Origin of the sequence: Saccharopolyspora shandongensis (assembly GCF_900106995.1) — a bacterium.
GTDB classification, from domain to species: Bacteria; Actinomycetota; Actinomycetes; order Mycobacteriales; family Pseudonocardiaceae; genus Saccharopolyspora; species Saccharopolyspora shandongensis.
The window spans coordinates 24,553-51,214 of record NZ_FNOK01000029.1 but is presented as its reverse complement, the minus strand read 5'-3'; the positions used below and the strand labels follow the sequence as shown (position 1 = coordinate 51,214).

Below are 26,662 nucleotides of genomic sequence, written 5' to 3'. Positions count from 1 at the left end.
CGCACCTGAGCCCGGAAACGGAGAAGCACACGGCCTGCGCAACCGCAGGCCGTGTGCTCCGTTGCCGACTCAGTCGGAGTGCACGCTGCTCGCCGCGGCCTGCGGCAGCGGCGTCCCGCGCGGCGGGATCGCGTCGGCCCCGGCCGGATCGACCTTCGTCAGCGAGCCATCGGCCGCGCTGTGCGCGATGGCCAGCATCGACCGCAGCGCCGATTCGATCTGCGCCTGCTCGTGCTCCGCGCCCATGTCGCTCAGCTCGATGAGCACGCTACCGCTGCCGCGCAGCCCGTAGGCGTTGCGGGCGATGCCCTGGTAGTCGCCGCCCGGGTACTGCGACACGTTCGCGCCGCCCTCGGTCATCGACCGCTGCGCCACCACCGAGATCTGCTTGGCCAGCGCGATGTCGTCCGCCGCAACGCCCTGGTTCGTCGGCCACAGCAGCGACGCGGTGATCTCGCGCCCCGAGCCGTCGACGTAGCGGCCCTGCATGTGGTAGTCGACCACGATCTGCGGCTGGAACTGCGCGTAGTGCCGCTGGATCAGGCCCGCCTCGGTGGCCGGGTTGTCCTCGGGCGCAACCGCCGGGTCGTGGTAGCGGTTGATGTCGTAGCCCTTGCCCGCCTCGCCGTACTCGGGGGTGGCGTCGGGCGCGTAGTTGTAGCGCCAGTTCTGCTCGTGACCATCGGGATTCGCCCGCACCACGATGTCGACGGTCACCTGCGACCGCAACCAGCGCTGGTAGTTGCTCTGGCCGACGCCGACGTCGCGCAGGAACTCCAGCGCGGCGGGCGTGCCGAGCGGCTCGTCACCGTGCTGCTGGGTGACGTAGAGGATGCGCAACGGCCCGTCGCCGACCCGCGCGCTCCACACCGGCCTGCCCTGGTTGGACTCGCCGATCGCGTTCACCTGGATCGCACCACGGCTGCGCCACTGGAGCTCCTGCAGCTCCCGGGCGAGCTTCTCCGTGCTAGGCCGCGGGTCGACCCGGCCGGGCGGCGCGGCCTGCGAAGGCGCGACGAACCCCAGGATCGAAAGGACCGCTACGACAACGGAAAGCAGCGCTATGCGCGTCGACTTCACCATGACGCAGGAGTCTGCCCCGCCGAACGGCCGCACCACAAGATCCGGAGCCGAATTCCCTTGCATCGGCAACGACCCAGCGGTCGCGGACGTCGGCGGCACCTGCTGGCGCCAGGCCCGACCGGGTGCGGCACCGGCCGAAACCGGGGTTCCGAGCGTGCGCGAGTTCCAGCCGGGCTGTCCGGCGGCGAATTGGCCCGTGTTCCCCGCACGGGAATGCACCAGATCCGCGGTCGTTCCAGCGCTTAGGGTCGTGGCGTGACAGCTTTCCCGGTGCCACAGCGCATGGACTCCTCCGCCGTCCTCGTCACCGCCTGACCGCCGGCGGCGCGCCGCGGATCGCTCTCCCCGAGAAAGGTTTTCAGAGTCGTGACGACCTGCGAGGATTCGGTGCCCCAGACCGGCCGGTCGACCGCCAGGGGTTGGCTCGCCGTGCTGGCCGTGGCACTGGGCATCTTCTCCCTGATGACCTCCGAACTGCTGCCGGTGGGACTGCTCACGCCGGTCGGCTCCGAGCTGGACGTGTCGGAAGGCACCGCGGGCCTGATGCTGACCGTTCCCGGCCTCGTCGCCACCGCCTCGGCACCGCTGGTCACGGTCGCGACCGGCCGGCTCGACCGCCGCGTCGTGCTGGCTACACTGATCGGCCTGGTCGGTGCCGCCAACCTCGCCTCCGCCTTCGCGACCGGCTTCACCACCGTGCTGATCGCCCGCTTCCTGATCGGCATCAGCGTCGGCGGATTCTGGTCCATCTCCGGCGGAATCGCGCTGCGACTGGTGCCGGAGCGCCACGTGGCCCGGGCGACCGCGGTCATCTTCGGCGGCGTCGAAACCGCGTCCGTGTTCGGCGTTCCCATCGGCACGTTCCTCGGCGACCTCACCGGCTGGCGCAACGCGTTCGCGGCCGTGGGCGTCCTCGGGCTCGTTTCGCTGGTCTGCATCGCCCTGTTGATGCCGAAGGTGCCGGCCCGGCAGACCATCGGATTCGCCGACCTGCCGCGGGTCTTCTTCGGCAACGCGGGCGTGCGGGCCGGCATCGCCATCACGTTCCTCGGCGTCACCGGCCACTTCCTGGCCTACACGTTCGTCCGTCCGATCCTCCAGGCCGACGGCGTCGACGGCGCGCTGATCGGCGTGCTGCTGCTGGCGTTCGGCCTCGCCGGGCTTTGCGGCAACTTCGTCGCCGGCGCGCTCATCGCCAGGCGGATGCGGCAGACCGCCGCGGGCATCGCCGCGATCCTCGCCCTGGCCATGGTCGTCCTCGCCGTCGTCGACAACACCGCCGTCACCGCGGCCGGCGTCCTGGTGCTGTGGGGCGCGGGCTACGGCGCGCTGCCGGTCACCTTCCAGACCTGGATCCTCAAGGCCGCGCCGGAGACCACCGAGGCCGCATCCTCGCTGTACGTCTCCACGTTCAACCTGTCCATCGCGCTCGGCTCGCTCGTCGGCGGCCTGGCCGTCGACGGCATCGGCACCGCGAGCGTGCTGTGGTTCGGCGCGGCGCTCGCCGTCCTCGCCCTGTTCGTGGTGGGCGGATCCCGATTCCCGACGGCCCCGCGATGAACGTCCACAAGGGACTCTGATGGTTCAGGGCTGCAGTCCCGGGAACCGCCGCGTGCGCTCCACGCAGTAGACGCGCAAGCCGTCGACCAGGGCGTGGATGGAAGGCAGCGCGTAGTGCGCGGCGTCCCAGCCCGCGTGGAGCGGCACCGTCAGCGGGCCTTCGCCGGTACGCACGATCAGGTCCCGCAGGCCGAACCGGGCCTCGTCGGTGACCAGGCAGATCCCCCGGCCAGCCGCGGCGAGGGCCTGGGCGAAGGCCGAGGAGCCGGTCTCGACGACGCCGGCCGGCGTCAGGCCCTCCCGGCTGATGGCCTCGTCGACGACCAGCCGGGCCACGTTCGACCGGGTCATCACGATCAGCGGCTCGGCGACCAGCTCGGCGAGGTCGATCGTGGTGCGCCCGCCCAGGGGGTGATCGGCGGGGACCTGGGCCAGCACCGGGGTGCGCCCCAGGAACGCCGACTCCAGCGAGGCCGGGGCCGGGAACGTCGAGATGCCGAGGTCGGCGTCGCTGCGCATCAGGGTGTCGAAGACCCGGCTCGGCTCCTCCTGGATGGCATCGCGGAGCGTGGGCCCCGCCGCGCCGCCGCCGGCCATGAACGGGGCCAGCAGGGACGCGACCGTGGCGGGCGCGGCGACCACGGTGAGCGCCGCCTCCTCCCCCTCGCCCATGGCGGCCATCGTCTCGGCGGCCTGCTCCGCACGGCGCACCAAGTCCTGGGCGACCGGGCGGAAGCGGCGGCCGGCGGCGTTGAGCGTCAGCGACCCGGGGCGGCGCGTGAACAGCGATACCCCCAGGTCTCGCTCCAAGGCGCTCAGCTGGCGGGACAGGGACGGCTGCGCGACGTGCACCATGCGGGCCGCGGCCGTGACCGACTCGGACTCCGCGACGGCGAGGAAGTAGCGCAGCACCCGCAGCTCCACGTCGCCCTCCCTTCGGCGATGCCTCTGAGGCATCAGATTGCTAGCAATCAAGTATTAGACGACATCGGTGGCCGAACTCAAACTATGGGCTGTCCAACACCCACCCGGCTCCTCCGGTGAGAACCCGCACCGAAGGCTCCGCTACCGCCGGAGACCCCATGAACGTCCCACGCCCCGCCGGGGTTGCCCGCGCCTCTGGCCAAGCCCGCCGCGCCGGTCTCGCCTCGTTCGTCGGCACCACCATCGAGTGGTACGACTTCTACATCTACGGAACGGCGTCCGCGCTGGTCTTCGGGAAGCTGTTCTTCCCCGAGGTCTCGCCCGCCGCGGGCGTGCTCGCCTCCTTCGCCACCTTCTGGGTCGGCTTCCTCGCCCGGCCGCTGGGCGGCATCATCTTCGGCCACTTCGGCGACCGCATGGGCCGCAAGGGCACGCTGGTCACCACGCTGCTGCTGATGGGCGTCGCCACCTTCATGATCGGCGTGCTGCCCACCCACGCGCAGATCGGCGTCGCCGCCCCGTTCCTGCTGGCGCTGCTGCGCGCCGTCCAGGGCATCGCCGTCGGCGGCGAGTGGGGCGGCGCGGTCCTGATGGCCTCCGAGAGCGCGCCGAAGGGCCGGGCCTCCTTCTTCGCGATGCTGGTGCAGCAGGGCTCCCCGGCCGGGGCGATCCTGGCCACGCTGGTCTTCCTGGCCGCGGGCACCCTGGACGACGCCGCCTTCCTCGCGTGGGGCTGGCGCGTGCCGTTCCTGCTGTCCGGGGTCCTCGTCGTGGTCGGCCTGCTGATCCGCATGAAGGTCGAGGAGTCCGGCGAGTTCGAACGGGTCAAGTCCAGCGGCGACGTGGTGCGGCTGCCGGTCGCCGAGGTGCTGCGCACCGCCTGGCGGACCGTGCTGCTCGGCATCGGCGCCTCGATCATGGGCATCTCGACCGCCTACTTCACCAACACGTTCGTGCTCTCCTGGACCACCAACGAGCTGCACATGAACCGGCAGACGATGCTGTACGTCCTGCTCGCGATCTCGGTGGTGCAGTTCGCGTGGCAACCGATCGCCGCGCTGATCTCCGAGCGCGTCGGCGAGGCCCGGTTCATGGTGTGCTCGCTGCTGGTCAACGCCGTCGTTGCCGTCCCGATGTTCCTGCTGATCAACACCGCGCAGCCGCTGCTGGTCTTCGCCGGCATCGCGCTCGCCATCGTCAGCGGCTCCGGGTACTACGCCGTGCTGGCCGGCTTCCTCGCCCGAGCCTTCCCCTCCCGGATCCGCTACACCGGGATCTCGCTGGCCTACCAGCTCTGCTCGACGCTCATCGGCGGCACGACGCCGTTCGCGGCCCAAGCCCTGCTGACCTCCAGCGGCGGTTCCTTCTGGCCGGTGGCCGGGTTCTACGTGACCCTGCTGCTGATCACGACCGCGAGCGTGGCCGGTCTCGCCCGCTTCGGCGCGCGGCGAGCGGCCCAGGAACAGCCCGCGCAAGCCATCGCCTGACCCATCCAGAGAAGGAGTTGACCAAAACCGTGCGCCTCGACGCGATCTTCCACAATGGACGGTTCACCACCCTCGACCCGGACCGCCCCGCGGCCCACACCATCGGCGTGCTGGGCGGCCGGATCGCCGCGCTCGACGACGAGGCGGCGGCCTGTGCCTCCGACGTGGTGGTCGATCTCGGCGGCGCGCACGCCGTGCCGGGCTTCAACGACGCGCATCACCACCTCAGCCTGGTCGGCAAGGGGCTGCGCGAACTGGACGTCTCCTACGAGGCCGCGCCGAGCCTCGACGCGCTCTACCAGGCGGTGGCCGAGCGGGCGGCGACGCTGCCGGCCGACGCGTGGGTGACGGGCTCGGGCTACGACCAGAACAAGATCGGCGCCCACCCGACCGCCGAAGCGCTCGACCGGGCCGCGCAGGGCCGCCCGGTGTGGCTGATGCACACCTCGCACCACATGGCCGTGGCCAACACGGAGGCGTTCGCGCGGGCCGGGTTCGGCGACCTCGCGAACGTGCCGGACATGCCGGGCGGCCACGTCGTGCGCGACGCGGACGGGCGCGCGGCGGGGCTGCTCCAGGAGACCGCGATGCAGCTGGTCGAGCACGTGCTCCGGCCGGAGCCGTCCGAGGAGTGGGTCGCCAACATCGCCGCCGCCTCGGAAGCCGCGCTCGCGATCGGGCTGACCAGCGCGACGGAGCCGGGCATCGGCGTCGTCGACGGCATCGGCAACGGCCCCGCCGACCTGGACGCCTACATGCGCGCGCGGGAACGGGGGCTGCTCGGCGTCCGGATGACGGTCATGCCCTACATCACCGCGCTGCACGACTGCGGCGCGCTGGAGCCGGGCAACACCTGGTACGGCCTCGACCTCGGCCTGCGCACCGGGTTCGGCGACGAGTGGCTGCGCATCGGGCCGACCAAGATCCTCTCCGACGGCTCGCTGATCGGCCGGTCCGCGGCGATGTGCTGCGACTACCACGACTCCCCCGGCAACAGCGGCCTGCTGCAGTACGAACGGGAGCAGATCCGCCGCTACATCGTCGAGGCGCACCGCTGCGGCTGGCAGGTCGCCACGCACGCCATCGGCGATGCCGCCCTGGACGTCGTCCTCGACTCCTACGAGGAGGCGCAGCGGCTGCACCCGCGCACCGACGTGCGGCACCGGATCGAGCACGCGGCGGTGACGAGCGCCGAGCAGGTAGCCCGGATCGCCGAGCTCGGCCTGATCCCGGTGCCGCAGGGCCGGTTCCTGTCGGAGATCGGCGACGGGATGCTGGCGGCCCTCGGCCCGGAGCGAAGCCGGCTCGCCTACCGGATGCGCTCGTTCCTGGACGCGGGCGTGGTGCTGCCGGGCTCCACGGATGCGCCGGTGGTCGCGCCCGACCCGCTGCTGAGCATCCACGACATGGTGAACCGGCGAACCGCCTCGGGCGCGCCGATCGGCCTGGACGAGGCGGTGACGACCCACGAGGCGCTGCGCGCCTACACGATCGGCTCGGCCCACGCCGTCCACGAGGAGCACGTCAAGGGCACCCTCGCCCGGGGCATGCTCGCCGACTTCACGGTCCTCAGCGACGACCTGCTGCGCGTGGCGCCGGAACGCATCGGCGAGCTCACGGTGGGCGCGACGGTCGTCGGCGGGCGGATCGCCCACGACACCGGGGCGTTGAAGATCGCCTGAGCGCACCGCGACCGCCGCCGCACAACCCTGCGGCGGCGGTTCAGCTTCCCGGCCAGACGAAGCTGCCGTGCGGCGTGGCCAGGTGTTGCGGCGGGCGGGACAGGTGCAGTGCGGTGTGGTAGCCGCCCTCGGTCTCCTTCCCGGCGGGATCCGCTCCGGCGGCCTCGACGGCGGCGATGGCGTAGCGCTGCTCTTCCGGGTCGGTGAACCGGCGTTGCTCGAAGGTGCGGTCCACGGCGACCTCCGTGACGAGTCCGTGTTCGGCTAGGGCGTCGGCGATCGGCCGGTAGGTCCCGGTGCGCAGGACGAAGGCGGCCACCCACACCGGTTCGGCGGCGGCCTGCAGCAGTTGGTGGAAGGTCCGGGCGGAGAGGAAGCTGATGCCGCCGGTCACAGTGATCAGGTTCGTCGAAGCGGCGGCCCGCAAGAACGCCGGAGACGCGGACGCCGCCTCCAGGTTCTCGGTGAAACCGGCGTCGAGCAGGCCGACGGACACCGCGTAGTCGATCGCGGGAGCGGCGATGTCCAGGCCCACCACCGGGACCGCGTCCGCGCGTCGGCGGGCCGCGTAGAAGTCCTTGTCGCGCTCGATCAGTTCGGCGGTGCCCAGCTCGGCTACGCCCGGCGAGGCGTAGTGGGCGTGGAGGTCGTCGAAGGTCAGGTCGTGGTTGAGCAGCGCAGCGTTGATGCCGTACGAGCAGCACAGGTCCAGCACCGTCACCCGCCCGGACTTCGCACGTTCCGCCAGGAGGCGGCGGAACACCGGTTGGGCGTGGTGCGGCGTCCGGTAGCCGTACCGGCCGAGGGTGCTGAAGTAGGCGCGGGGGTCGGGCTGGTCGTAGATCTCATCGAACGGCGTCCTGTTTCCGCGGGACTGCGACATGCCTCGATTCTGGCAGCGCGGCCGGGCCGCCGAGGCCCGCTGATCATCTGCAACACCTTCGGCTCAAAAGCTTGGTCCGGATCGGTGAACGTGCCGCGCGAGTTCCAATGTGGACCGCCAGGACGGGTGCCGGACTCTCCCCGCCCGGCACCCGCTCGCAGTCCTGCTCAGGCCGCCCGACGGCGACCGTCCCGCCGGGTCGCGCCGGCCGGCAGCGCAGCAGCCTCGCCCCGCCCGCGCTCACGGGGTGGGCGGCCGCGCCGCCCCAGGTGAACGTCGCCGTGGTGTTGGCCGGCAGGTCGTAGGCGAAGGACTGCCCCGCCCAGTTCACCACCACGTTCTGCGTGGCATCGGTGGTGTTGAAGGCGATCAGCGCCTTGGAACCGTCCGGGTTGCGCCAGGCGACGTTGCGCACCGAGGTGTCGTCGTCGGACTCGATGCGCACCGCGCCGGGCTTGACGAACTTGGTCAGGTGGCCCGTCGAGTAGTACTCGATCGCGTAGTCCACCTCGCCGTGCCGGTCGTCTCCGTTGTGGACGGTGATCAGCCCGGTGCAGACGTCGCAGCCGCCGTTGTGCGGGCCGCGGTTCTGGTCCACCGCGAAGGTTCCACTTCACCACGCTGCGGCCCCAGTTCCGCGTGTAGTCGATGATGTTGAGCATGTCCTCGGCCTGCTGGTCGCCGATCCAGGTGCCGCCGGAATGCTCGGTGTCGTAGGACTTCACGTCGGGGAACTCGTCGTGCGCTCGGGTCTGCGCGGACACGTCGCCGCCGTAGCCGTGCCAGGCGATGCCGCCGAACAGCGGATCGCCGACGATCTGCGGGTCCTGCAGCTGCGGGCGGGCCCAGGTGTCGTAGCCGTCCCAGTTCCAGTCCATGATCAGCGTCTTGGTGCCGATCCCGGCTTCACGGAACGCGGGCCACAGCGCGCTCTTGGCGAAGTACATCAGGCCTTCGGTGTTCCACTGAGGGTTTTTCATCCTGGTCGGGTACCGCAGCTGCGGTGTCTGACCTGCGCCTGCGTGCGTGCCGTCGCCAAGCGCCGTCAGGCGCTTTCGGGCCCCTTCGCAACTGGCACCGCCGCGGGTTCTCAGCGTTCGCCTGGCGAGGACGGCCCTGACGCCGTGTATTGGGCATACACAAGTCAGGGCACCCACAGCCAGGCGGGCGCTGAGGTTCCGCCACCCGCACCGCCACGCAGAACGAGGTTGGAAAAACCTCACTGCATCGACGGATAACCGGGGCAGCAACCGGGTTCGTTCTGCGGCGACACGTAGTCGATCGGCACGCCGCGCGCCTGGTACTCCTGCACGTACTTGGCGAAGTACCGGCCGTATTCGCCGTAGTACTGCGCCTGCAGCCAGCCCTGGTGCATGCTGCCGTTGTCCTTCATCCACGCGGGCGCGCTCCACGGCGAGGCCATGATCTTCATCGCCGGGTTGAGCTCCTTCGCGCGCTTGGTCAGCGGCAGCACGTCGGCCAGGTCGTGCTCGATGGAGAAGTCTCCGACGTCGCAGCAGGTGTCGTCGAAGGAGTAGTCGAACCTCGCGAGGTCGGACGAGCCCATCGGGTTGCGCAGGAACGACAACCCGATTCCGGCGTTCGGGTCGAACAGGCGGCGCATGGTGTCCTCGCGGGTGGCTTCGGACAACGCGCCGCTGGAGTTCATCAGCCACGCCGCGGTGTCGGTGAACGACGCGCCGGCACCCTCGAACTCCTGGTAGGCACGGGATTCGTCGACGCCGATGGTGACCTGGCCGGTTCCGCCGCCGGGCCCGAACTCGACCGGCGCCTGCTGCTCCAGGCCTCGGGTGACGACGCGGCCGCCGGGATCGGACGTGGTGGTGAGCCAGATGTCCACGATCTCACCGGCGGCCTGCGCGGGCAGGGCGGCGCCGACGACCGCGAGCGACGCGGCGCGGCGCAGGATTACCAGTCTTCCCAGTGGTTTTCGGTGCGCGGAGATCATGGTCGGCTCCTCGGCGGGCGGGACGTACCGGCATTTTGTTGTCAACGACAACAAAGAGTGCCACGGCCCGGCTCCGCCGACAAGGGAGCACCGGGAACTCCGCGTCAGCCCGCCTGATCGGCGGATTCCGGCAGGTTCCAGAGGCCGTTCGCGGTGCCGTTGGACAGGTGCTCCTCGTAGACCTCGACCTTGTGGTCGATCAGGGCGAGGCAGTCGGTGAGCTCGTTGATCCGCTCGACGACCTGCCGCTGGTGCTCGCGCAGCAGCGCGAGCCGCTCGTCCTCGTTGCCGGGGCCGCTGCGGACCAGCTCGGCGAAGCGCCGGATGGTGGCCAGCGGCATCCCGGAGGCGCGGAACTTCGTGCAGTTGAGCAGCCATTCCACGTCGATCTGGCGGTAGACGCGACGGCCGCCGGAATTGCGCCGCACCGGGCCGATCAGCAGGCCTTCGCGTTCGTAGAAGCGCAGGGCGTGGACGCTCAGCCCGGTGCGTTCCACGACCTGCCCGATGCTGAGTTCCGAGGCGCTTGGGGACATGCCGCGAGCCTACTGAGTTGACCTAGAGCGGGCTCTAGCTCATAGCGTCCGCCGCATGACAGCAACACCGACCGCAACACCCCAGGGCAAGATCGGGTCCGGGTTCGGCGCCCGCAGCACCGCCGCCGAAGTCCTGCGCGGGATCGATCTCACCGGCAAGCTCGCGATCGTCACCGGCGGCTACTCCGGCATCGGCCTGGCGACCACCCGCGCGCTCACCGACGCCGGCGCGCACGTCGTAGTCCCCGCGCGCCGGGTGGCCGAGGCGCGGGAAGCCCTCGGTGATGTCGAGGTGGCCGGGATGGACCTCGCCGACCTGGACAGCGTCCGCAGCTTCGCCGAACGGTTCCTCGCCACCGGCCGCCGCATCGACCTGGTCATCAACAGCGCCGGGACCATGGCCTGCCCGGAGACGCGGGTCGGCCCGGGCTGGGAGATGCAGTTCGCGGTGAACCACCTCGGCCACTTCGCGCTGATCAACCTGCTGTGGCCGGCGATCGCGCCGGGCGCGCGCGTCGTCTCGGTTTCCTCGGCGGGCCACCAGTTCTCCGGGATCCGGTGGGACGACCCGCACTTCGGGCGCGGCTACGACAGGTTCCTGGCCTACGGGCAGTCGAAGACCGCGAACGCCCTGTTCGCCACCCACCTCGACGCGCTCGGCCGGGATCGCGGGGTGCGGGCGTTCTCGCTGCACCCGGGCGCCATCCTCACGCCGCTGGTGCGCCACCTGCCCAAGGAGGAGATGGTCGCGGCGGGCTGGATCGACGCGGCGGGCAACCTGGTGAACAGCGACTTCAAGACGCCCGAGCAGGGCGCGGCGACGCAGGTCTGGGCGGCGGCATCGCCGCGCCTGGCGGGGATGGGCGGCGCCTACTGCGAGGACTGCGACATCGCCGAACCCACCGACAGCACCGAAGGCTGGACCGGCGTGCGCGACCACGCGACCGACCCGGACCAGGCGGCCCGGCTGTGGGCGCTCTCCGCCGAGCTGACCGGCGTCGACGCCTTCGCCTGATGACGGAACATCGGAGGCCGTGGGTCCGCTGTGCAGCGGACCCACGGCCTCCGATGTTCCTCGCCTCAGCGGGCTTCGATCACACCAGCGGACGATCGGTGGGTGCGATCGGAGTCGGCAGGATCTTGCGGCCCGCCAGGTAGCGGTCGACTCCCGCCGCCGCGGACCGGCCCTCGGCGATCGCCCAGACGATCAGGGACTGGCCGCGGCCCATGTCCCCCGCCGAGAAGATCCCGTCCACACTGGACATGAAGTTCTCGTCCCGGGCGACGTTGCCGCGGGCGTCCAGGGACACGCCGAGATCCTCCAGCAGACCCGCTCGTTCCGGGCCGACGAAGCCCATCGCGAGCAGCACCAGCTGCGCGGGCAGCTCCCGCTCCGTGCCCTCGACCGGCTCGAAGCCGGTGTCGGTGCGCCGCACCTCCACCAGCCGCAGCGCCCGCACGCGGCCCTGGTCATCGCCCAGGAACTCCTGGGTGTTGACCGAGTACAGGCGCTCGCCGCCCTCCTCGTGCGCCGAGGACACCCGGTAGATCATCGGGTAGGTCGGCCACGGGTGCGCCTCGGAGCGCGACTCCGGCGGCATCGGCATGATCTCCAGCTGCGTCACCGAAGCCGCACCCTGCCGGTGCGCCGTGCCGACGCAGTCCGCGCCCGTGTCACCGCCGCCGATGACGACCACGTGCTTGCCCTCGGCGTGGATCGGCGAGCGCGCGAGGTCGCCCTCCTGCACCCTGTTCGCCAGCGGCAGGTACTCCATCGCCTGGTGGACGCCGTCCAGCTCGCGCCCTGTCACCGGCAGGTCCCGTGCCTGCGTCGCACCGCCGGCGAGGACCACCGCGTCGTAGTCCTCGCGCAGCTGCTCCACCGTCACGTCCACGCCGACGTTCACGCCGGTGCGGAATTCGGTTCCCTCGGCCCGCATCTGGCCCAGCCGCCGGTCCAGCCGGTGCTTCTCCATCTTGAACTCCGGGATGCCGTAGCGCAGCAGCCCGCCGATGCGGTCCGCCCGCTCGTAGACCACGACGTTGTGGCCCACGCGGGTCAGCTGCTGCGCCGCGGCGAGCCCGGCGGGCCCGGAGCCGACCACGGCGACCGTCTTGCCCGTGCCCGCGCGGGGCAGCTGCGGGCGGACGTGACCGGCTTCCCAGGCCTTGTCGATGATGGTGATCTCGACCTGCTTGATGCTGACCGGGTCGGAGTTGATGCCGACCACGCAGGCCGCCTCGCACGGCGCGGGGCACAACGTCCCGGTGAACTCCGGGAAGTTGTTCGTGGCGTGCAGCCGCTCCGCGGCCTCCTGCCAGTCGTCCCGCCACACCAGGTCGTTCCACTCCGGGATCAGGTTGCCCAGCGGACAACCCTGGTGGCAGAACGGGATCCCGCAGTCCATGCAGCGGCCGGCCTGCTTCTGCAGCTTGGGCTGTTCGAACTCCAGGTAGACCTCGCGCCAGTCCTTGATGCGCACGTCCACCGGGCGACGCAGCGGCGTTTCCCGCGGCGTCGTCATGAATCCCTTGGGATCAGCCATGTGCGGCCTCCATGATCGCCTCGTTGACGTCGCGCCCGTCGCGCTCGGCGGCGGTCCGGGCCGCGAGCACCCGCTTGAAGTCCCTCGGCATGACCTTGCCGAAGCGCTCGACGGCGGCGTCCCAATCGGCCAGCAGCCGGCGCGCCACCGCAGACTCGGTCTGCTCGAAGTGCCGCCGCACCCGGTCGTGCAGGAACTCGCGGTCGGCGTCGTCTAGCGGGTCCAGGTCGACCATCTCGGGGTTGATCCGCCTGGTGTCCAGGTCCAGCAGGTACGCGACGCCACCGGACATACCGGCCGCGAAGTTGCGCCCCGTCTCGCCGAGGATCACCACGCGACCGCCGGTCATGTACTCGCAACCGTGGTCGCCGACGCCTTCGACGACGGCCACGGCGCCGGAGTTGCGCACGCAGAACCGCTCGCCGACGACGCCGCGGACGAACAGCTCACCGCTGGTCGCGCCGTAGAGCAGCACGTTGCCCGCGATGATGTTCTGCTCGGCCGCGAACGGCGCGGACGCGTCCGGGCGAACCACGATCCGCCCGCCGGACAAGCCCTTCCCGACGTAGTCGTTGGCGTCGCCCAGCAGCCGCAGGGTGATGCCGCGCGGCACGAACGCGCCGAAGGACTGCCCGGCCGAGCCGGTGAACGTCACGTCGATGGTGTCGTCCGGCAGACCTTCGCCGCCCCACCGCCGCGTCAGCTCCGAGCCGAGCATGGTGCCGACCGTGCGGTTGACGTTGCGCACCGGCATGTCCAGCCGCACCGGGTTGCCTTCCTTCAGCGCACCCTCGCACAGCTGGATCAGCGTGTTGTCCAGCGCCTTCTCCAGACCGTGGTCCTGCTCGGTGGTCTGGTGCCGCGCCGCGCCGCGCGGCAGCTCCGGCACGTGCGTGATCGGCGTGAGGTCGAGGCCCTGGGTCTTCCAGTGCCGCACCGCATCGGAGGTGTCGATCAGGTCGGCGTGCCCGATGGCCTCGGCCAGCGACCGGAATCCCAGCTCCGCCAGGTATTCCCGCACCTCCTGCGCGATGAACTCGAAGAAGTTCACCACGTACTCGGCCTTGCCGGTGAACTTCTCGCGCAGCTGCGGGTTCTGCGTCGCCACGCCCACCGGGCAGGTGTCGAGGTGGCAGACCCGCATCATGATGCAGCCGGAGACCACCAGCGGCGCCGTGGCGAACCCGAACTCCTCGGCCCCGAGCAGGGCCGCGATCACCACGTCGCGCCCGGTCTTGAGCTGGCCGTCGGTCTGCACCACGATCCGGTCGCGCAGGTCGTTGGCCAGCAGCGTCTGCTGCGTCTCCGCCAGCCCGAGCTCCCACGGGCCGCCGGCGTGCTTGATCGACGACAGCGGCGAGGCACCGGTGCCGCCGTCGTGGCCGGAGATCAGCACCACGTCGGCGTGCGCCTTCGACACGCCCGCGGCGACCGTGCCGACGCCGACCTCGGACACCAGCTTGACGTGGATCCGCGCCCTGGGGTTGGCGTTCTTCAGGTCGTGGATCAGCTGCGCCAGGTCCTCGATCGAGTAGATGTCGTGGTGCGGCGGCGGCGAGATGAGGCCCACGCCCGGCGTGGAGTGCCGGGTCTTGGCCACCCACGGGTACACCTTGTGGCCGGGCAGCTGCCCGCCCTCGCCGGGCTTCGCGCCCTGCGCCATCTTGATCTGGATGTCGTCGGAGTTGACCAGGTACTCGCTGGTCACGCCGAACCGGCCGCTGGCGACCTGCTTGATCGCCGAGCGCCGCGAATCGCCGCCTGCGTCCGGGGTGAACCGGTCGGCGTCCTCGCCGCCCTCGCCGGTGTTGGACTTGCCGCCCAACCGGTTCATCGCGATGGCCAGCACCTCGTGCATCTCCTGCGAGATCGACCCGTAGGAGATGGCGCCGGTGGCGAACCGCTTGACGATCGACGACACCGGCTCGACCTCGTCGATCGGCACCGGCTTGCGCGCGCCCTCGCGGAACTTGAACAGCCCGCGCAGGGTCATCAGCTCCCGCGACTGGTCGTCGACGGCGTTGGTGTACTCCTTGAACACCTCGTAGCGGCCGCTGCGGGTGGAGTGCTGGAGCTTGAACACCGTCTGCGGGTTGAACAGGTGCGGCTCGCCTTCGCGCCGCCACTGGTACTCGCCGCCGATCTGCAGCGACCGGTGCGGTGCCGCGACGCCGTCGGCGGGGTACGCCCGCCGGTGCCGGTCGGCGACCTCCTCGGCCAGCACGTCGAATCCGACGCCGCCGAGCCGCGAAGTGGTGCCGGTGAAGCACTGCCGCACGACCTCGTCGCCGAGGCCGATGGCCTCGAAGATCTGCGCGCCCGTGTAGGAGGCCACAGTGGACACGCCCATCTTGGACATGGTCTTGCGGACGCCCTTGCCCAGCGCCTTGATGAGGTTCGCGGTGGCCTGCTTGGCGTCGATGCCCTGGATCACGCCACCGCGCACCAGATCTTCGACGGTGGCCATCGCCACATACGGGTTAACGGCAGCGGCGCCGTAACCGATGAGAAGAGCGACATGGTGCACTTCCCGGACGTCGCCGGCTTCGACGATCAGGCCCACCTGGGTGCGCTTCTTCTCGCGCACCAGGTGGTGGTGCACGGCACCGGTCGTCAGCAGCGACGGGATCGGCGCGCGCTCGACGTCGGCCGAGCGGTCCGAGAGCACCAGCACGTGCGCCCCGCTCGCCACCGCGGCCGACACCTCGTCGCAGATCTCGTCGAGGCGCGCGCGAAGCGCCTCGCCGCCGCCGGCGACGCGGAACGTCGCGTCGATCACCGCGGGCTTGAGGCCCGGGTGGTCGCCGTCGTCGTCGACGTGCACGATCTTGGCGAGCTCGTCGTTGTCCAGCACCGGGAACGGCAGCGCCAGGTTGTGGCAGGCCCGCGGATCGTGGTCGAGCAGGTTGTGCTCGGGCCCGACGTGCGTGCTCAGCGAGGTGACCAGCTCTTCCCGGATCGCGTCCAGCGGCGGGTTGGTGACCTGTGCGAACAGCTGGGTGAAGTAGTCGAAAAGCTGCCGCGGCCGCTCGGAGAACGCGGCGAAGGGCACGTCGTTGCCCATCGAGCCGATCGGCTCGGCCCCGGTGCTTGCCATCGGCTTGAGCAGGACGCCCAGCTCTTCCTGCGCGTAGCCGAAGACCTGCTGCCGGTGCACCAGCGAGTCGTGCGAGGGCAGCTCGCGCTCGCGGTCCGGCAGGTCGGCGAGGTGCACCACGCCCTCGTCGAGCCAGTCCTGGTACGGGAATTCGGCGGCGAGCTCGCCCTTGATCTCGTCGTCGTCGATGATGCGGCCCTCGCCGGTGTCGACGAGGAACATCCGGCCCGGCTGCAGGCGGCCCTTGCGGACGACCTTGTCCGCGTCGACCTCCAGCACGCCGACCTCGCTGGCCAGCACCACGAGCCCGTCCTCGGTGACCCAGTAGCGCCCGGGCCGCAGCCCGTTGCGGTCGAGGACCGCGCCGATCTGGGTGCCGTCGGTGAACGCCACCAGCGCGGGGCCGTCCCAGGGCTCCATCAGGTAGTTGTGGAACTCGTAGAACGCGCGGCGGGCCGGGTCCATCTCGGCGTGGTTCTCCCACGCCTCGGGGATCATCATCAGCACCGCGTGCGGCAGCGACCGGCCGCCCAGGTGCAGCAGTTCCAGCACCTCGTCGAAGGTCGCCGAGTCGCTGGCGCCGGGCGTCGCGATCGGGTACAGCCGCTGCAGGTCACCGGGGATCAGGTCGGTGGCCAGCATGCTCTCGCGGGTCCGCATCCAGTTGCGGTTGCCCTTGACCGTGTTGATCTCGCCGTTGTGCGCGATGAACCGGTACGGGTGCGCCAGCGGCCAGGACGGGAACGTGTTGGTGGAGAAGCGGCTGTGCACCAGGCCGATCGCGCTGGCGAACCGCTCGTCGTGCAGGTCGGGGTAGAACGCGCCGAGCTGCGCTTCGGTCAGCATCCCCTTGTAGACGATGGTGCGCGCCGACAGGCTCGGGAAGTACACGTCGGCTTCGTGCTCGGCCCGCTTGCGGACGCAGAACGCGCGCCGCTCGAACTCCAGCGCCGTCTCGCAGTGCGCGGCATCGGTGCCGTGGCCGACGAAGAGCTGGCGGAAGCCCGGCATGGTCTCGCGCGCCGAGCTGCCGGCGCAGCTGGACTCCACCGGGAGTTCGCGCCAGCCGAGCAGCCGCAGGCCTTCCTCGGCCACGATGCGCTCGATGGCCGCCGCGGCCCGCGCCGCTTCGTCGGGGTCTGCGGGCAGGAACGCGGTGCCTACCGCGTAGCCGCCGCGTTCGGGCAGGTCGAACGGCACGACGGCGCGGAAGAACTCGTCCGGGATCTGGGTCAGCAGCCCGACGCCGTCCCCGGTGTCCGGGTCGGCACCCTTGGCACCGCGGTGCTCCAGGTTGCGCAGCGCCGTCAGCGCTTTGGCCACCAGGTCGTGGCTGCGCCGACCGCGCAGGTCGGCGACGAACGCGACACCGCAAGCGTCGTGTTCATTGGCCGGGTCGTAAAGACCCTGGGAAGCGGCGCTTCGCTGCGCCAATTTTCTTGCATGGTGGGATCGGGGCATCAGACCTCCCGTCGTCAGGCCGCAGGTCGCAGCAGGGCATGACTCACCCACTGCGATCCCGCAAGAGCCTTTGGGGGCACTGACAAAAGGATGCGCCGTTGCACTCTTGGTCAGTTTGAGGCACTCTACATAGCGAGCGGCCGGAAAGCTACCGCTGAGTAACGCGAAGTTAAACGAAGATTACGGAGCTCCCAGCCATTGGGACACCGTTGTCGCAAACCCGGCGGGCTCGGGAATTCTGCACCACGACAGTGTCCATACGCGACTGTTCCAAGCCCCAAGTGGCATTGTTCACGATCTTCTTGCGCACCACCGAATCTTCGAACTACGAGTTCGGATTCGGTTCAGAACAAGTGTTTTCCGTGTTCGACCGGACACCCCGGGTACAGCACGGCGAACCCACCCGATTGCCAACGAGTTCGCGGCCGCGGACCGTCCACTGTCGAGCCGGAGGCCCGGCTCAGCTCCGCAACGCGGCCGCAGCGAGTGGTCCTTCCGGCGCAATCGGGCTCGGGAAATTCCGGGCAAAACGACCGAGAAGCGCAAGCAGTGCAAATCCGAGCAATAGATAGGGATTGCCGAAAAGGTGCTGCAACGGCGCCCATGGCGGGCCCGTGGGCAGCATCCGGAACGAGGCGACGAGCACGGTCACCAGCGTCACCCCGGCGGCGAGCAGCCAGCCCGGGCTGCGCAGCCGAACGGCGTAGCCGAGGAGCACCAGGAGTCCCGGCGCGCACCAGACCCAGTGATCCGACCACGACGTGGGCGACACCAGCAGCGCGAGCAGGCCGTTGGCGACCACGGCGAGCGCCGGCTCGGTCCGGCGGATCGCGTAGGCCACGACGGCCGCGCAGGCCAGCGCGAGCACCAGCCACATCCCGTTCTGCGCCACCGGGGCCAGTTCCAGCCGGGCCAGCCCACCCATGATCGACTGGTTGGTGTGGAAGGCCGAGCCGCTGACGCCGTGCGCCGGGCCCTTGCCGAACCAGTACTCCACGGCGGCCCGGTAGTTCAGCGCGAAGCCCGCCAGCGTGCCGAGCACGGCCGTCGCCACCGCGACGCCGACGGCGCGGAAGTCCTTGCGGAACAGGAAGAACAGCAGGAATGCGGCGGGCGTGAGCTTGATCGCCGCGGCGATGCCGATCAGCATGCCGCGCGGCCAGCGCGGGTTGGGCGCCAGGCAGTCGACGATGACCAGCCCCATCAGCGCGATGTTGATCTGGCCCAGCCCGAACGAGGCGTACACCGGCTCCAGGAACAACGTCCAGGGCAGCAGCGCCATCGCCACCGCGAGCGCGCCGCGCTTGCCGACCACCGGCCACAGGTGGCGGGTGACCAGGTACAGCGCCGCGCCGATGGCGAGCAGGTCCACGGCGTAGAGCGCGACCAACCCGGCGACGAACGGCAGCAGCGCGAACGGCAGCAGCGGCAGGAGCGCGAACGGCGGGTACACCCAGGGCAGCACCCGGCCGATGCTGACGGTCGGGGCGGTGTTCATGATGTCGCCGCCGGCCAGCCAGGTGTGCACCGCCCAGCGGTACACCTGGTAGTCGATGCCGGAGCCCTGGTCCAGCCCGGCCCGGCGCATCAGCACCAGCAGCGCGAAGGACGCGATCAGCAGCGGCACCGAGACCGCGATGACGGCGCGGGAGTGGTTCACGACGATTCCGCGAAGCCGGTCCGGCAGGCCGCCGAGGTTCAGGACAGCACGGCCGGACTCGAACTGCACCGTGGCCAACTGGGTCCTCTCGATCAGGCGACCGACGTCGACCACCGCTTCGTGATCGAGCGATCACTCCGAGTTCGCCAGGTCGCGGGAAACACCCGTGATGAACCGAAGAACTCTAACCCAACGAGATCAGCTGCCCGCACTCGCCTCGCCGCAGGACAGCGGGTCATCGCGCGGTTCCGTCGAGTGATTCCAGCACCTTGGCGAGCAGCTCGCCCAGTTTCTCCCGTTCGTCGGGCGCCAACGGCGCGAGCAGGTCGCGTTCGCGTTCCAGCTGCGCCGGGAACAGCCGGTCGATCAGCTCCAGCCCGCGCTCGGTGAGCCGCACGTCGATCTCCCGCCGGTCGCGCCGGGACGAGGTGCGGGTGATCAGCCCCTCGGTCTCCAGCCGGGCCAGCCGCTTGGTGGTGGCCGCGCCGGAGGACAGCGTCTCCCTGGTGAGCTGGCTCGGCCGCAGCCCGCCGCCGGCCCGCCGCAGCGCGCTGAGCACCTCGAACTCCATCCGCGACAGCCCGGAGTCGGCGAACGCGGACTCGTCGAGCTGGTTGGTCAGCGCACCCAGCCGCCGCACCCTGCCGATCACGTCGATCGGGGACACGTCCAGGTCCGGGCGCTGCTCGCGCCATTGCGCGCTGATCCGTCCGACCACGTCGCCCAACGCAACTCCTTCACAAGTAAACCATCTGGTAATATTTTACTAGTGAACGTCTTTTCCCGCACCGCCTTCTCCCGCCTCCGCCGGACCCTGCGCACCCGCGAAGCGCTGCGGTTGAACTGGACGGTCGGCGGCGTGGTGGTGCCCGCGGCGCGCGTGGGCGTGTCGTTCGCCACGCCGATGGTCGCGCTGGTGGCCCTGAACCGCATCGATCTCGTCCCCTTCGCCGCGTTCGGCGCCTTCACGTCGCTGTACTGCCGGGTGGACACGTGGTCCCGCCGGGCGCGCCTGCTGTCGCTGATCGCGCTGGGCTTGGTCGCGAGCGTGGCGGCGGCAACGATGATCGCCGCCGCCACGGACCATCCGCTGGCCGGGGTCGTCGTGCTCACCGCGATCGCGGCGCTGGGGAAGCTGGCGTCGGACGTGCTCGACTTCGGCCCGCCCGGCGGCCTGATGTTCGTCTTCGCGGCCGGCGCGGCCGCGTACGCCTCGCACGGCTGGTCCACCGTCGGCCTGCACATCGCGGTCACCGCCGCATCGGCGGCGCTGTCGGTGGCGCTGAGCCTGCTCGGCTACCTGCTGCACCCGACCGGGCCCCACCGGGTGGCCGCCGCCCGCGCCCTGGCGGCCGTCGCGGACCACCTCGAAACCCCGAGCCACGCCACCCGCCACCGCGCGCACCTCGCGGTGCACCGGGCGTCGGCGACGCTGCGCGGCAAGCCCCACCGCGGCACGTTCGACCGCATCCGCGCCCACGTGGCCCACGCGGAAACCCTGCTCCACCACCCCGCCGACGCCGCCGTCGAACTCCGGGCCCTCTCCCGGAAGATCCACCGCTGCCGAGTCCCGGCCGCACCACACCGACCCCCGGAACCGCAGTTTCAATTGAAACCGCAGACGAGGACCGGCGGTTCGCGGTTTCAATTGAAACCGCGGACCACCCAGCGGCTGCGGCGGGTCGGGCCGTTGCTGCCCGGCGCCGGGCGGATGGTCGTCGCGTGCCTGCTCGCCGGGCTGATCACCGGCGCGCTCGGGCTCGGGCACGAGTACTGGGCGATCGTGTCGGCCAGCGCGGTGCTGCAGTCGGCGAACGCGACGAGCACCTGGCACCGGACGGTCCAGCGCACGACCGGGACCATCGCCGGGGCCCTGCCGGCGCTGGTGATGTTCGGCTTCCACCCGGGTCCGATGGCGATCCTCGTCCTGGTGGTGATCTGCCAACTGGCCGCCGAACTGGTGGTGCAGGCCAACTACGCGCTGGGCCTGATGTTCGTGACTCCCCTGGCCCTCGGCCTCAGCTCGCTCGGCAACCCGGCGGCGCACAACGCCCTGGTCGCCGAGCGGATCGGCACCACGGTGCTCGGCGCGCTGATCGCGGCGGCGATGAGCCTCCTCCTGATCGACCGCCACACCACCCGCCGCCTCGACCTGGCTCTCGCCGACTGCCTCGACGCGCAAGAAGCGCTCCGCGAAGCGGTCTCCGCGCAGAAGACCACTGTGGACGATGCACGCGCCCGCCTGATGCGGTCCCTGTTCGCGCTCCGGAACGCCCACGCGGTCGCCGAAGGCGAACTCTGGCACCGCAACACCCGCACCCGAGAAGTCCTCGACACCGAGCGCACGTCCTACGAGATCCTCGCGGCCACCGCCCCGTCTCGCGAGCACTCCTGGACGTCGCGCGGCTGACGGGCGCTACCGCCCGGCAACCAAGGCGTTGCAAGCGCCTTCGGCGTTGCCGCCGGTGCCGTGTTCGTCGGCTCTTTCCATGGCCCGGACCCTAGGTTCGGCCCACTGACACCTTCCGTCAGCGAACGGCCCGCGGTTCGGGTTGTCAGGCGAGGGCTCCGTGGGCCCAGAGGTTCGCCAGTTCCCGGCTCACCTCGTGGATCTCGCGTTCCGGGTAGCGGTGGAGGACGAAGCGCGTGTAGGCGTAGTGCTCCGTCATGCCGCCCAGGAACGCCGCACCGAGCTCCGGGTCGAGGCTCGGGCGGATCAGGCCCCGTTCGATGCCCTTGCGGGCCATCCGCGTGATGCGGTCGTGGAACGTGCGCCGCATCTCGGCCTGCATCGCTTCGATCTCCGGGTCCGTCTGCGCCGTCTCGTGCAGGACCCGGAACAGGTCGGCGTTGTCCTCGTAGTAGCGGAAGTAGCGCTCCGTGCTGATCACCACGGACTCGATCGCGTCTCCCGGGTTCCACCGGGCGCGCGACTGGCCGAAGAGGCCGTCCAGCAGCTCCGTCATCAGCTCGACCAGCGCTTCGCGCTTGTCCGTGTAGTACCGGTAGAACGCGCCGTTGGACATGCCCGCCTCGGCCGCGATGTCGGCGACACGGGACGCCGCGAAGCCCGACCGGCCGAACACCGTGCGCGCCGCGCGCAGCAGCGATTCCTTGGAACCGCGCCCCTTCGGCGTCTTCGGGCTGGCTACCGGTTGCAGCCGCTCAACGGCCACCGCTTCCTCCTGGTGACTCGGTACAGAGATGCGCCAACCTAGCGCATCCCGAAAAATTGATATTGACGTCAGTTTTACACACAGCTTAGAGTGCCCGGCGTCACACACCCTCGGGAGGCCAGCGTTGACACTCCCCCGCAATTCCCCGGACCGGGTGCTGGAAGTCGAGCACCTGAACATCTCCTTCCTCGGCCGGAAATCCCGCACCACCGCCGTGCGCGACGTGTCCTTCGACGTCGGTGCCGGCGAGATCGTCGGCATGGCGGGCGAAAGCGGCAGCGGCAAGTCCCTGACCGCGCTCGCCGTGATGGGCCTGCTGCCCACGCCGCCCGCGGTGATCGACGGCCGGATCCGCTTCGCGGGCACCGACCTGCTCCGCCTCTCGCAGCCGGAGCGGCAGCGGCTGCGCGGCAGCGAACTCGGCATGGTCTTCCAGGAACCGATGAGCGCGCTGGACCCGGTGTTCACCGTCGGCCACCAGCTCACCGAATGCCTGCTCGCGCATCGCGGCATGGGCAAGCGGGCCGCCCGCAAGGCCGCGGTCGAGATGCTCGAAGCCGTCGGGATCCCGTTGCCGGAGCAGCGCTTCGGCGAGTACCCGCACCAGCTCTCCGGCGGGATGCGGCAGCGCGTGGTGATCGCGATCGCGCTGATCTGCCGCCCCCGGCTGCTGATCGCCGACGAACCCACCACCGCCGTCGACGTGACGATCCAGGCGCAGATCCTCGAACTGCTGCGGGACCTGACGCGGCAGCACGGCACGGCGGTCCTGTTCATCACCCACGACCTCGGCGTCGTCGCCGAGCTCTGCGACCGGATGGTCACCCTCTACGCGGGCGAAACCGTCGAGAGCGGGCCCGTTTCCGACGTGCTCGGCGCGCCCCGGCACCCCTACACCTCGCGGCTGCTGCAGGCGATCCCTCGGATCGAGGCCCGCCACGCCGAGCTCAAGGCGATCCCCGGCCGGGTGCCGCCGCCGGACGCCCCGCCGCCGGGATGCGTCTTCCACCCGCGCTGCGACTTCACCACCGACGATTGCCGGGACCACCGGCCCGAGCTGCTCCCAGTCGCCGGCGCGCGCACGGTGCGCTGCGTCCGCACCGCCGACCTGACGCTGCCGGGGGTCGCCCGGTGAGCGAGTTGCTTCAGGTCGATGACCTCGCGGTGTCGTTCGCGACCAAACGCAAGGGCGAGCGAGTGCGCGCCGTCGACGGGGTCTCCTTCGCACTGCGTGAAGGAGAAACGCTCGGTCTGATCGGCGAATCGGGCTCCGGCAAGTCCACGCTCAGCCGAGCGCTGCTGCAACTGGTGCGTCCCAGCGGCGGCGAGGTGCGCCTCGCGGGCGCGGACCTGGCGACGCTGCGCGGCAGGGCCCGGCGCGAGGCGCTGACCCGCTTGCAGATGGTGTTCCAGGACCCGAACGCGTCGCTGGACCCGCGGATGCGCATCGCGTCCAGCGTCGAGGAGCCGCTCCTGGTGCAGGGCAAGGGGAATCACGCCGAGCGCAGGACCCGCGCGCTGGCGGCACTGGAGTCGGTCGGCCTGTCGGCCGAACACGGCGAGCGCTACCCGCACGAGCTCTCCGGCGGCCAGAAGCAGCGGGTCAACATCGCCCGCGCGCTCGTCCTGGATCCGGCGCTGGTGGTCTGCGACGAACCGGTGTCCGCGCTGGACGTGGCTCTGCAGGCGGAGATCCTCGACCTGCTGCGCCGGCTGCAGGCCGGCCTCGGGCTGTCCTACCTGTTCATCACCCACGACCTGGCGGTGGTCTCGAACATCGCCGACCGGGTCGCCGTGATGTACCTGGGCCGGCTGATGGAGCTCGGCCCGGTGGACGAGGTGGTGGAGCGGCCGCTGCACCCCTACACCGAGGCACTGGTCTCGGCGCAGCCGCGGATCGGCTCGCAGCAGCGCGACCGGATCGTCCTCGAAGGCGACATCCCGAGCCCGGTGGACCCGCCCTCGGGCTGCCGGTTCCGCACCCGGTGCCGCTACGCGCAGCAGCGGTGCGCCGAGGAGGTCCCGAAGTGGGCGGAGGTCGAGCCGGGCCGCTGGTCCGCGTGCCACTTCCCCGAATCCCTGCCGCTGCGCGGCGTCGAAGGAGGCCAGGCGTGAAGCGCATCGCCGCAGTGGTCTGGGTGTTGCTGCTGGCGCTGACCGCGTGCGGCAGCGGAGCCGCCGAGGGCGGGCAGCACCTGCGGGTGGCGTGGCGGTCCAATCCGTCCTCATTGGACCCGCAGCGCGGCAACTCCGGTTCGGACCACGCGATCCTCTACACCATGTACGACACCCTGGTGTCGTTCGACCCGAAGACCCTGGAGCCCGCGCCGGGACTGGCCGAGTCCTGGAACCAGGACGACCCGACCGCGCTGGTGCTGCACCTGCGCCCGGACGTGCGGTTCCACGACGGCACGCCGGTCGACGCGCAGGCCGTCAAGTACAACATCGAGCGCGCCAAGGGCCCCAAGTCCAACATCAAGTCCGATGTGGCCGCCGTGACCGGCGTCGACGTGCTCGACGTGCGGACGGTGCGGCTGAACCTGACCCGGCCGGACAGCTCGCTGCTGCTCACGCTCGCCGACCGCGCCGGGATGCTGGTCTCCCCCACCGCCGCCGAGCGCGAGGGCGACGCCTTCGAACGCAATCCCGTCGGCGCCGGGCCCTGGAAGTTCGTCGAATGGCGCTACGGCCAGCTGGTGCGGGTGGAGCGCTTCCTCGGCTACTGGCAGCGCGGGCTGCCGCACCTGGACAGCATCGACTTCACGATCATGAAGGACGGCTCGACCGCGGTGAACGCGCTGCGCTCCGGCCAGCAGGACATGGTGTTCAACCCGCCACCGCAGGACGTCGGGCTGCTCAGCGCGGCGAAGGGCACGAAGGTCGCCGCGGGACCGCAGCTGTACCAGCTGATCATCTACCTGGACCTGAGCGCGCCGGTGTTCCGCGACCGGCGGGTCCGCGAGGCGCTGAACCTGGCGCTGGACCGCGAGCAGATCCTCAAGGTCACGCAGTTCGGGCAGGGCGAACCGGGCTGGACGCCGCTGCCGTCGGACCACTGGGCGTTCCCGAAGTCCGCGGTGCCCACCTACCCGCACGACCCCGACCGGGCCAGGCGGCTGCTCGCCGAAGCCGGTCACGCCGACGGCCTGCGGTTCCCGCTGCTCACCTACCCGGATCCGGTCAACGTGCGGCTGGCCGAAGTGCTGAAGTACCAGCTCGGCAAGGTCGGCGTGCAGATCGACCTGATCCCGACCGAGCTGACGCAGGCCAGCAGCGAGTTCTTCAACGAGCGCAAGTACCCGGCGCTGCTGTCGGCCTGGACCGGGCGGCCGGATCCGGGCCTGACCTACAAGCTGATGTTCACCGAGCGCGGCTACTACAACGCCGGGCACGTCGCCACGCCCGGCATCGACGAGGCGCTCAACGCCGCGAACGGCACCGCGGATCTGGCCCAGCGGTCGGAGAAGCTGGGCGCGGTGGCCCGGATCGTGGCCGACCAGTCGCTCTTCGTGCCGCTGATCTTCCCGGACGCGGTCGCCGCCTACCGCGAGCACGTGCAGGGCTTCGAACCGAACTTGCTGGGCAAACCCAAGTTCACCACCGTGAGGATCCAACGATGACCGCGCTGGCTTTGCGACCGGGCCGGGACACCGCGCTGCTGCGCATGATCGGCCGGCGGGTCCTGGTCGCCGTCCCGACCCTGGTGCTGGCGACGTTCGTGGTGTTCGGCCTGCTGCACCTGATCCCCGGCGACCCGGCGCAGGCCATCGCCGGGGAGCACGCCACCCCGGAGCGGCTGGCCGAGATCCGCGCCCAGCTCGGGCTGGACCAGCCGTTCGCGGTCCAGTACCTCGACTGGCTGCGGCACGCGATCACCGGCGATCTCGGCTCCTCGCTGAGCACCGGCGAGAGCGTGGGATCGCTGATCTGGCAACGGCTTCCCACCACGCTGACGCTCGGCGCGGCGGCGCTGCTGGTGGCCGTTGGCCTGGGCGTGCCGCTCGGGGTGGCAGCCGCGCTGCGGCAGGGGCGACCGGCCGACACCGCCATCACCGGCGCGGCGACGCTGGGCATCGCGGTGCCGAACTTCTGGATCGGCATGGTGCTGGTGCTGGTCTTCGCCGTCCAGCTGCAGTGGTTGCCCGCGACGGGATTCGTCGGCCTCACCGAGAATCCCCTGCAGACGGTGCAATACGTGGTCCTGCCCGCGATCGCGCTCGGCATGGTCGGCGCCGCCGAGGTGTGCCGCCAGCTGCGCAGCGCGCTGATCGAGGTGCTGCGGTCGGACTTCATGCGCACCCACCGGGCGAAAGGCCTGTCGCACCGGACGATGGTCTGGCGGCACGCCTTGAAGAACGCCGGGCTGCCGCTGGCGACGATCATCGGGCTGCTGGTCAGCCGGGTGCTCGGCGCGAGCGTCGTGGTGGAGACGCTGTTCGCGATTCCCGGCCTCGGCACGCTCGTCGTGGAGGCGACCACCCAGCGCGACTACCCGGTGATCCAGGGCGTCGTGCTGATCACCGCGCTGCTGGTGCTGCTCACGAACCTGGTGGTCGACCTCGCCTACCGGTTCATCGACCCGCGTATCTCGGAGTGAT

The 26,662-nt window shown here is 70.7% G+C and carries 20 protein-coding genes; 9 read left to right on the top strand and 11 right to left on the bottom strand.

Annotation, left to right across the window (positions count from 1 at the left end; genetic code table 11):
* Positions 1–69 precede the first annotated feature (69 nt).
* Positions 70–1,083, bottom strand: coding sequence for a M14 family zinc carboxypeptidase (locus BLW84_RS26895; protein WP_093270728.1), 1,014 nt, complete (start codon positions 1,081–1,083; stop codon positions 70–72).
* A gap of 366 nt (positions 1,084–1,449) precedes the next feature.
* Between BLW84_RS26895 and BLW84_RS26890 the strand changes: the two genes are divergently transcribed.
* Positions 1,450–2,643, top strand: coding sequence for an MFS transporter (locus BLW84_RS26890; RefSeq protein ID WP_218157479.1), 1,194 nt, complete (start codon positions 1,450–1,452; stop codon positions 2,641–2,643).
* Between the two features lie 24 nt (positions 2,644–2,667).
* Here BLW84_RS26890 and BLW84_RS26885 read toward each other — a convergent pair whose 3' ends face one another.
* Positions 2,668–3,567, bottom strand: coding sequence for a LysR family transcriptional regulator (locus BLW84_RS26885; RefSeq protein ID WP_093270559.1), 900 nt, complete (start codon positions 3,565–3,567; stop codon positions 2,668–2,670).
* 158 nt (positions 3,568–3,725) lie between these two features.
* Here BLW84_RS26885 and BLW84_RS26880 point away from each other — a divergent pair, with 158 nt between their 5' ends.
* Positions 3,726–5,054, top strand: coding sequence for an MFS transporter (locus BLW84_RS26880; protein ID WP_093270556.1), 1,329 nt, complete (start codon positions 3,726–3,728; stop codon positions 5,052–5,054).
* Positions 5,055–5,071: 17 nt separating this feature from the next.
* Positions 5,072–6,736 (top strand): amidohydrolase, encoded by a 1,665-nt coding sequence (locus BLW84_RS26875; RefSeq protein WP_245761403.1) that lies wholly within the window; start codon positions 5,072–5,074, stop codon positions 6,734–6,736.
* 40 nt (positions 6,737–6,776) lie between these two features.
* Here BLW84_RS26875 and BLW84_RS26870 read toward each other — a convergent pair whose 3' ends face one another.
* The 4 genes from BLW84_RS26870 to BLW84_RS26855 form a co-directional block, all read right to left on the bottom strand.
* Positions 6,777–7,619 carry a hypothetical protein gene (locus tag BLW84_RS26870; RefSeq protein WP_093270553.1) on the bottom strand — a complete coding sequence of 281 codons (843 nt, stop codon included), beginning with the start codon at positions 7,617–7,619 and terminating at the stop codon, positions 6,777–6,779.
* Between the two features lie 43 nt (positions 7,620–7,662).
* The gene (locus tag BLW84_RS49315) at positions 7,663–8,217 is read right to left on the bottom strand and encodes a glycoside hydrolase family 30 beta sandwich domain-containing protein (protein WP_245761402.1); all 555 of its coding nucleotides are present in this window, start codon (positions 8,215–8,217) and stop codon (positions 7,663–7,665) included.
* 621 nt (positions 8,218–8,838) lie between these two features.
* Entirely contained in the window at positions 8,839–9,588 is a 750-nt protein-coding gene (locus BLW84_RS26860; RefSeq protein ID WP_093270550.1) for a glycoside hydrolase family 30 protein, read from the bottom strand.
* A gap of 104 nt (positions 9,589–9,692) precedes the next feature.
* A complete protein-coding gene (locus BLW84_RS26855; protein WP_093270547.1) occupies positions 9,693–10,124 on the bottom strand; it encodes a MerR family transcriptional regulator in 432 nt (143 codons plus the stop codon).
* 55 nt (positions 10,125–10,179) lie between these two features.
* Between BLW84_RS26855 and BLW84_RS26850 the strand changes: the two genes are divergently transcribed.
* Positions 10,180–11,139 (top strand): SDR family NAD(P)-dependent oxidoreductase, encoded by a 960-nt coding sequence (locus BLW84_RS26850; protein ID WP_093270543.1) that lies wholly within the window; start codon positions 10,180–10,182, stop codon positions 11,137–11,139.
* Positions 11,140–11,218: 79 nt separating this feature from the next.
* Here the strand turns inward: BLW84_RS26850 and BLW84_RS26845 are convergent, their stop codons facing one another.
* The 4 genes from BLW84_RS26845 to BLW84_RS26830 form a co-directional block, all read right to left on the bottom strand.
* Entirely contained in the window at positions 11,219–12,670 is a 1,452-nt protein-coding gene (locus BLW84_RS26845) for a glutamate synthase subunit beta (protein WP_093270539.1), read from the bottom strand.
* Positions 12,663–17,228 carry a glutamate synthase large subunit gene (gene gltB / locus BLW84_RS26840; protein WP_093270536.1) on the bottom strand — a complete coding sequence of 1,522 codons (4,566 nt, stop codon included), beginning with the start codon at positions 17,226–17,228 and terminating at the stop codon, positions 12,663–12,665. The genes BLW84_RS26845 and gltB overlap by 8 nt, the downstream gene beginning before the upstream one ends.
* A gap of 460 nt (positions 17,229–17,688) precedes the next feature.
* The gene (locus BLW84_RS26835) at positions 17,689–19,002 is read right to left on the bottom strand and encodes a glycosyltransferase family 87 protein (protein ID WP_093270533.1); all 1,314 of its coding nucleotides are present in this window, start codon (positions 19,000–19,002) and stop codon (positions 17,689–17,691) included.
* A gap of 121 nt (positions 19,003–19,123) precedes the next feature.
* The gene (locus tag BLW84_RS26830; RefSeq protein WP_235883544.1) at positions 19,124–19,606 is read right to left on the bottom strand and encodes a MarR family winged helix-turn-helix transcriptional regulator; all 483 of its coding nucleotides are present in this window, start codon (positions 19,604–19,606) and stop codon (positions 19,124–19,126) included.
* A gap of 51 nt (positions 19,607–19,657) precedes the next feature.
* On the opposite strand from BLW84_RS26830, the gene BLW84_RS26825 reads away from it, so the two are divergent.
* Positions 19,658–21,298: an FUSC family protein gene (locus BLW84_RS26825; protein ID WP_093270527.1), complete on the top strand. Its 1,641-nt coding sequence runs from the start codon at positions 19,658–19,660 to the stop codon at positions 21,296–21,298.
* Positions 21,299–21,443: 145 nt separating this feature from the next.
* Here BLW84_RS26825 and BLW84_RS26820 read toward each other — a convergent pair whose 3' ends face one another.
* Positions 21,444–22,064: a TetR/AcrR family transcriptional regulator gene (locus BLW84_RS26820; protein WP_177226708.1), complete on the bottom strand. Its 621-nt coding sequence runs from the start codon at positions 22,062–22,064 to the stop codon at positions 21,444–21,446.
* Between the two features lie 124 nt (positions 22,065–22,188).
* Between BLW84_RS26820 and BLW84_RS26815 the strand changes: the two genes are divergently transcribed.
* Genes BLW84_RS26815 through BLW84_RS26800 form a run of 4 tightly spaced genes read left to right on the top strand, consistent with a single transcriptional unit; the run spans position 22,189 to position 26,661 of the window.
* On the top strand, positions 22,189–23,199 hold the full coding sequence (locus tag BLW84_RS26815) for an ABC transporter ATP-binding protein (RefSeq protein WP_245761401.1): 1,011 nt from the start codon (positions 22,189–22,191) through the stop codon (positions 23,197–23,199).
* Positions 23,196–24,179 (top strand): ABC transporter ATP-binding protein, encoded by a 984-nt coding sequence (locus tag BLW84_RS26810; protein WP_218157487.1) that lies wholly within the window; start codon positions 23,196–23,198, stop codon positions 24,177–24,179. The genes BLW84_RS26815 and BLW84_RS26810 overlap by 4 nt, the downstream gene beginning before the upstream one ends.
* On the top strand, positions 24,176–25,684 hold the full coding sequence (locus BLW84_RS26805) for an ABC transporter substrate-binding protein (protein ID WP_093270521.1): 1,509 nt from the start codon (positions 24,176–24,178) through the stop codon (positions 25,682–25,684). The genes BLW84_RS26810 and BLW84_RS26805 overlap by 4 nt, the downstream gene beginning before the upstream one ends.
* Positions 25,681–26,661 carry an ABC transporter permease gene (locus BLW84_RS26800; RefSeq protein WP_093270518.1) on the top strand — a complete coding sequence of 327 codons (981 nt, stop codon included), beginning with the start codon at positions 25,681–25,683 and terminating at the stop codon, positions 26,659–26,661. The genes BLW84_RS26805 and BLW84_RS26800 overlap by 4 nt, the downstream gene beginning before the upstream one ends.
* The last annotated feature ends 1 nt before the right edge of the window (position 26,662 follow it).

Coding starts and splice junctions, on each gene's coding strand:
- BLW84_RS26860 (WP_093270550.1), bottom strand. CDS start 9,588: ATGATCTCCGCGCACCGAAAACCACTGGGAAGACTGGTAATCCTGCGC.
- BLW84_RS26845 (WP_093270539.1), bottom strand. CDS start 12,670: ATGGCTGATCCCAAGGGATTCATGACGACGCCGCGGGAAACGCCGCTG.
- BLW84_RS26895 (WP_093270728.1), bottom strand. CDS start 1,083: ATGGTGAAGTCGACGCGCATAGCGCTGCTTTCCGTTGTCGTAGCGGTC.
- gltB (WP_093270536.1), bottom strand. CDS start 17,228: ATGCCCCGATCCCACCATGCAAGAAAATTGGCGCAGCGAAGCGCCGCT.
- BLW84_RS26870 (WP_093270553.1), bottom strand. CDS start 7,619: ATGTCGCAGTCCCGCGGAAACAGGACGCCGTTCGATGAGATCTACGAC.
- BLW84_RS26800 (WP_093270518.1), top strand. CDS start 25,681: ATGACCGCGCTGGCTTTGCGACCGGGCCGGGACACCGCGCTGCTGCGC.
- BLW84_RS26855 (WP_093270547.1), bottom strand. CDS start 10,124: ATGTCCCCAAGCGCCTCGGAACTCAGCATCGGGCAGGTCGTGGAACGC.
- BLW84_RS26880 (WP_093270556.1), top strand. CDS start 3,726: ATGAACGTCCCACGCCCCGCCGGGGTTGCCCGCGCCTCTGGCCAAGCC.
- BLW84_RS26850 (WP_093270543.1), top strand. CDS start 10,180: ATGACAGCAACACCGACCGCAACACCCCAGGGCAAGATCGGGTCCGGG.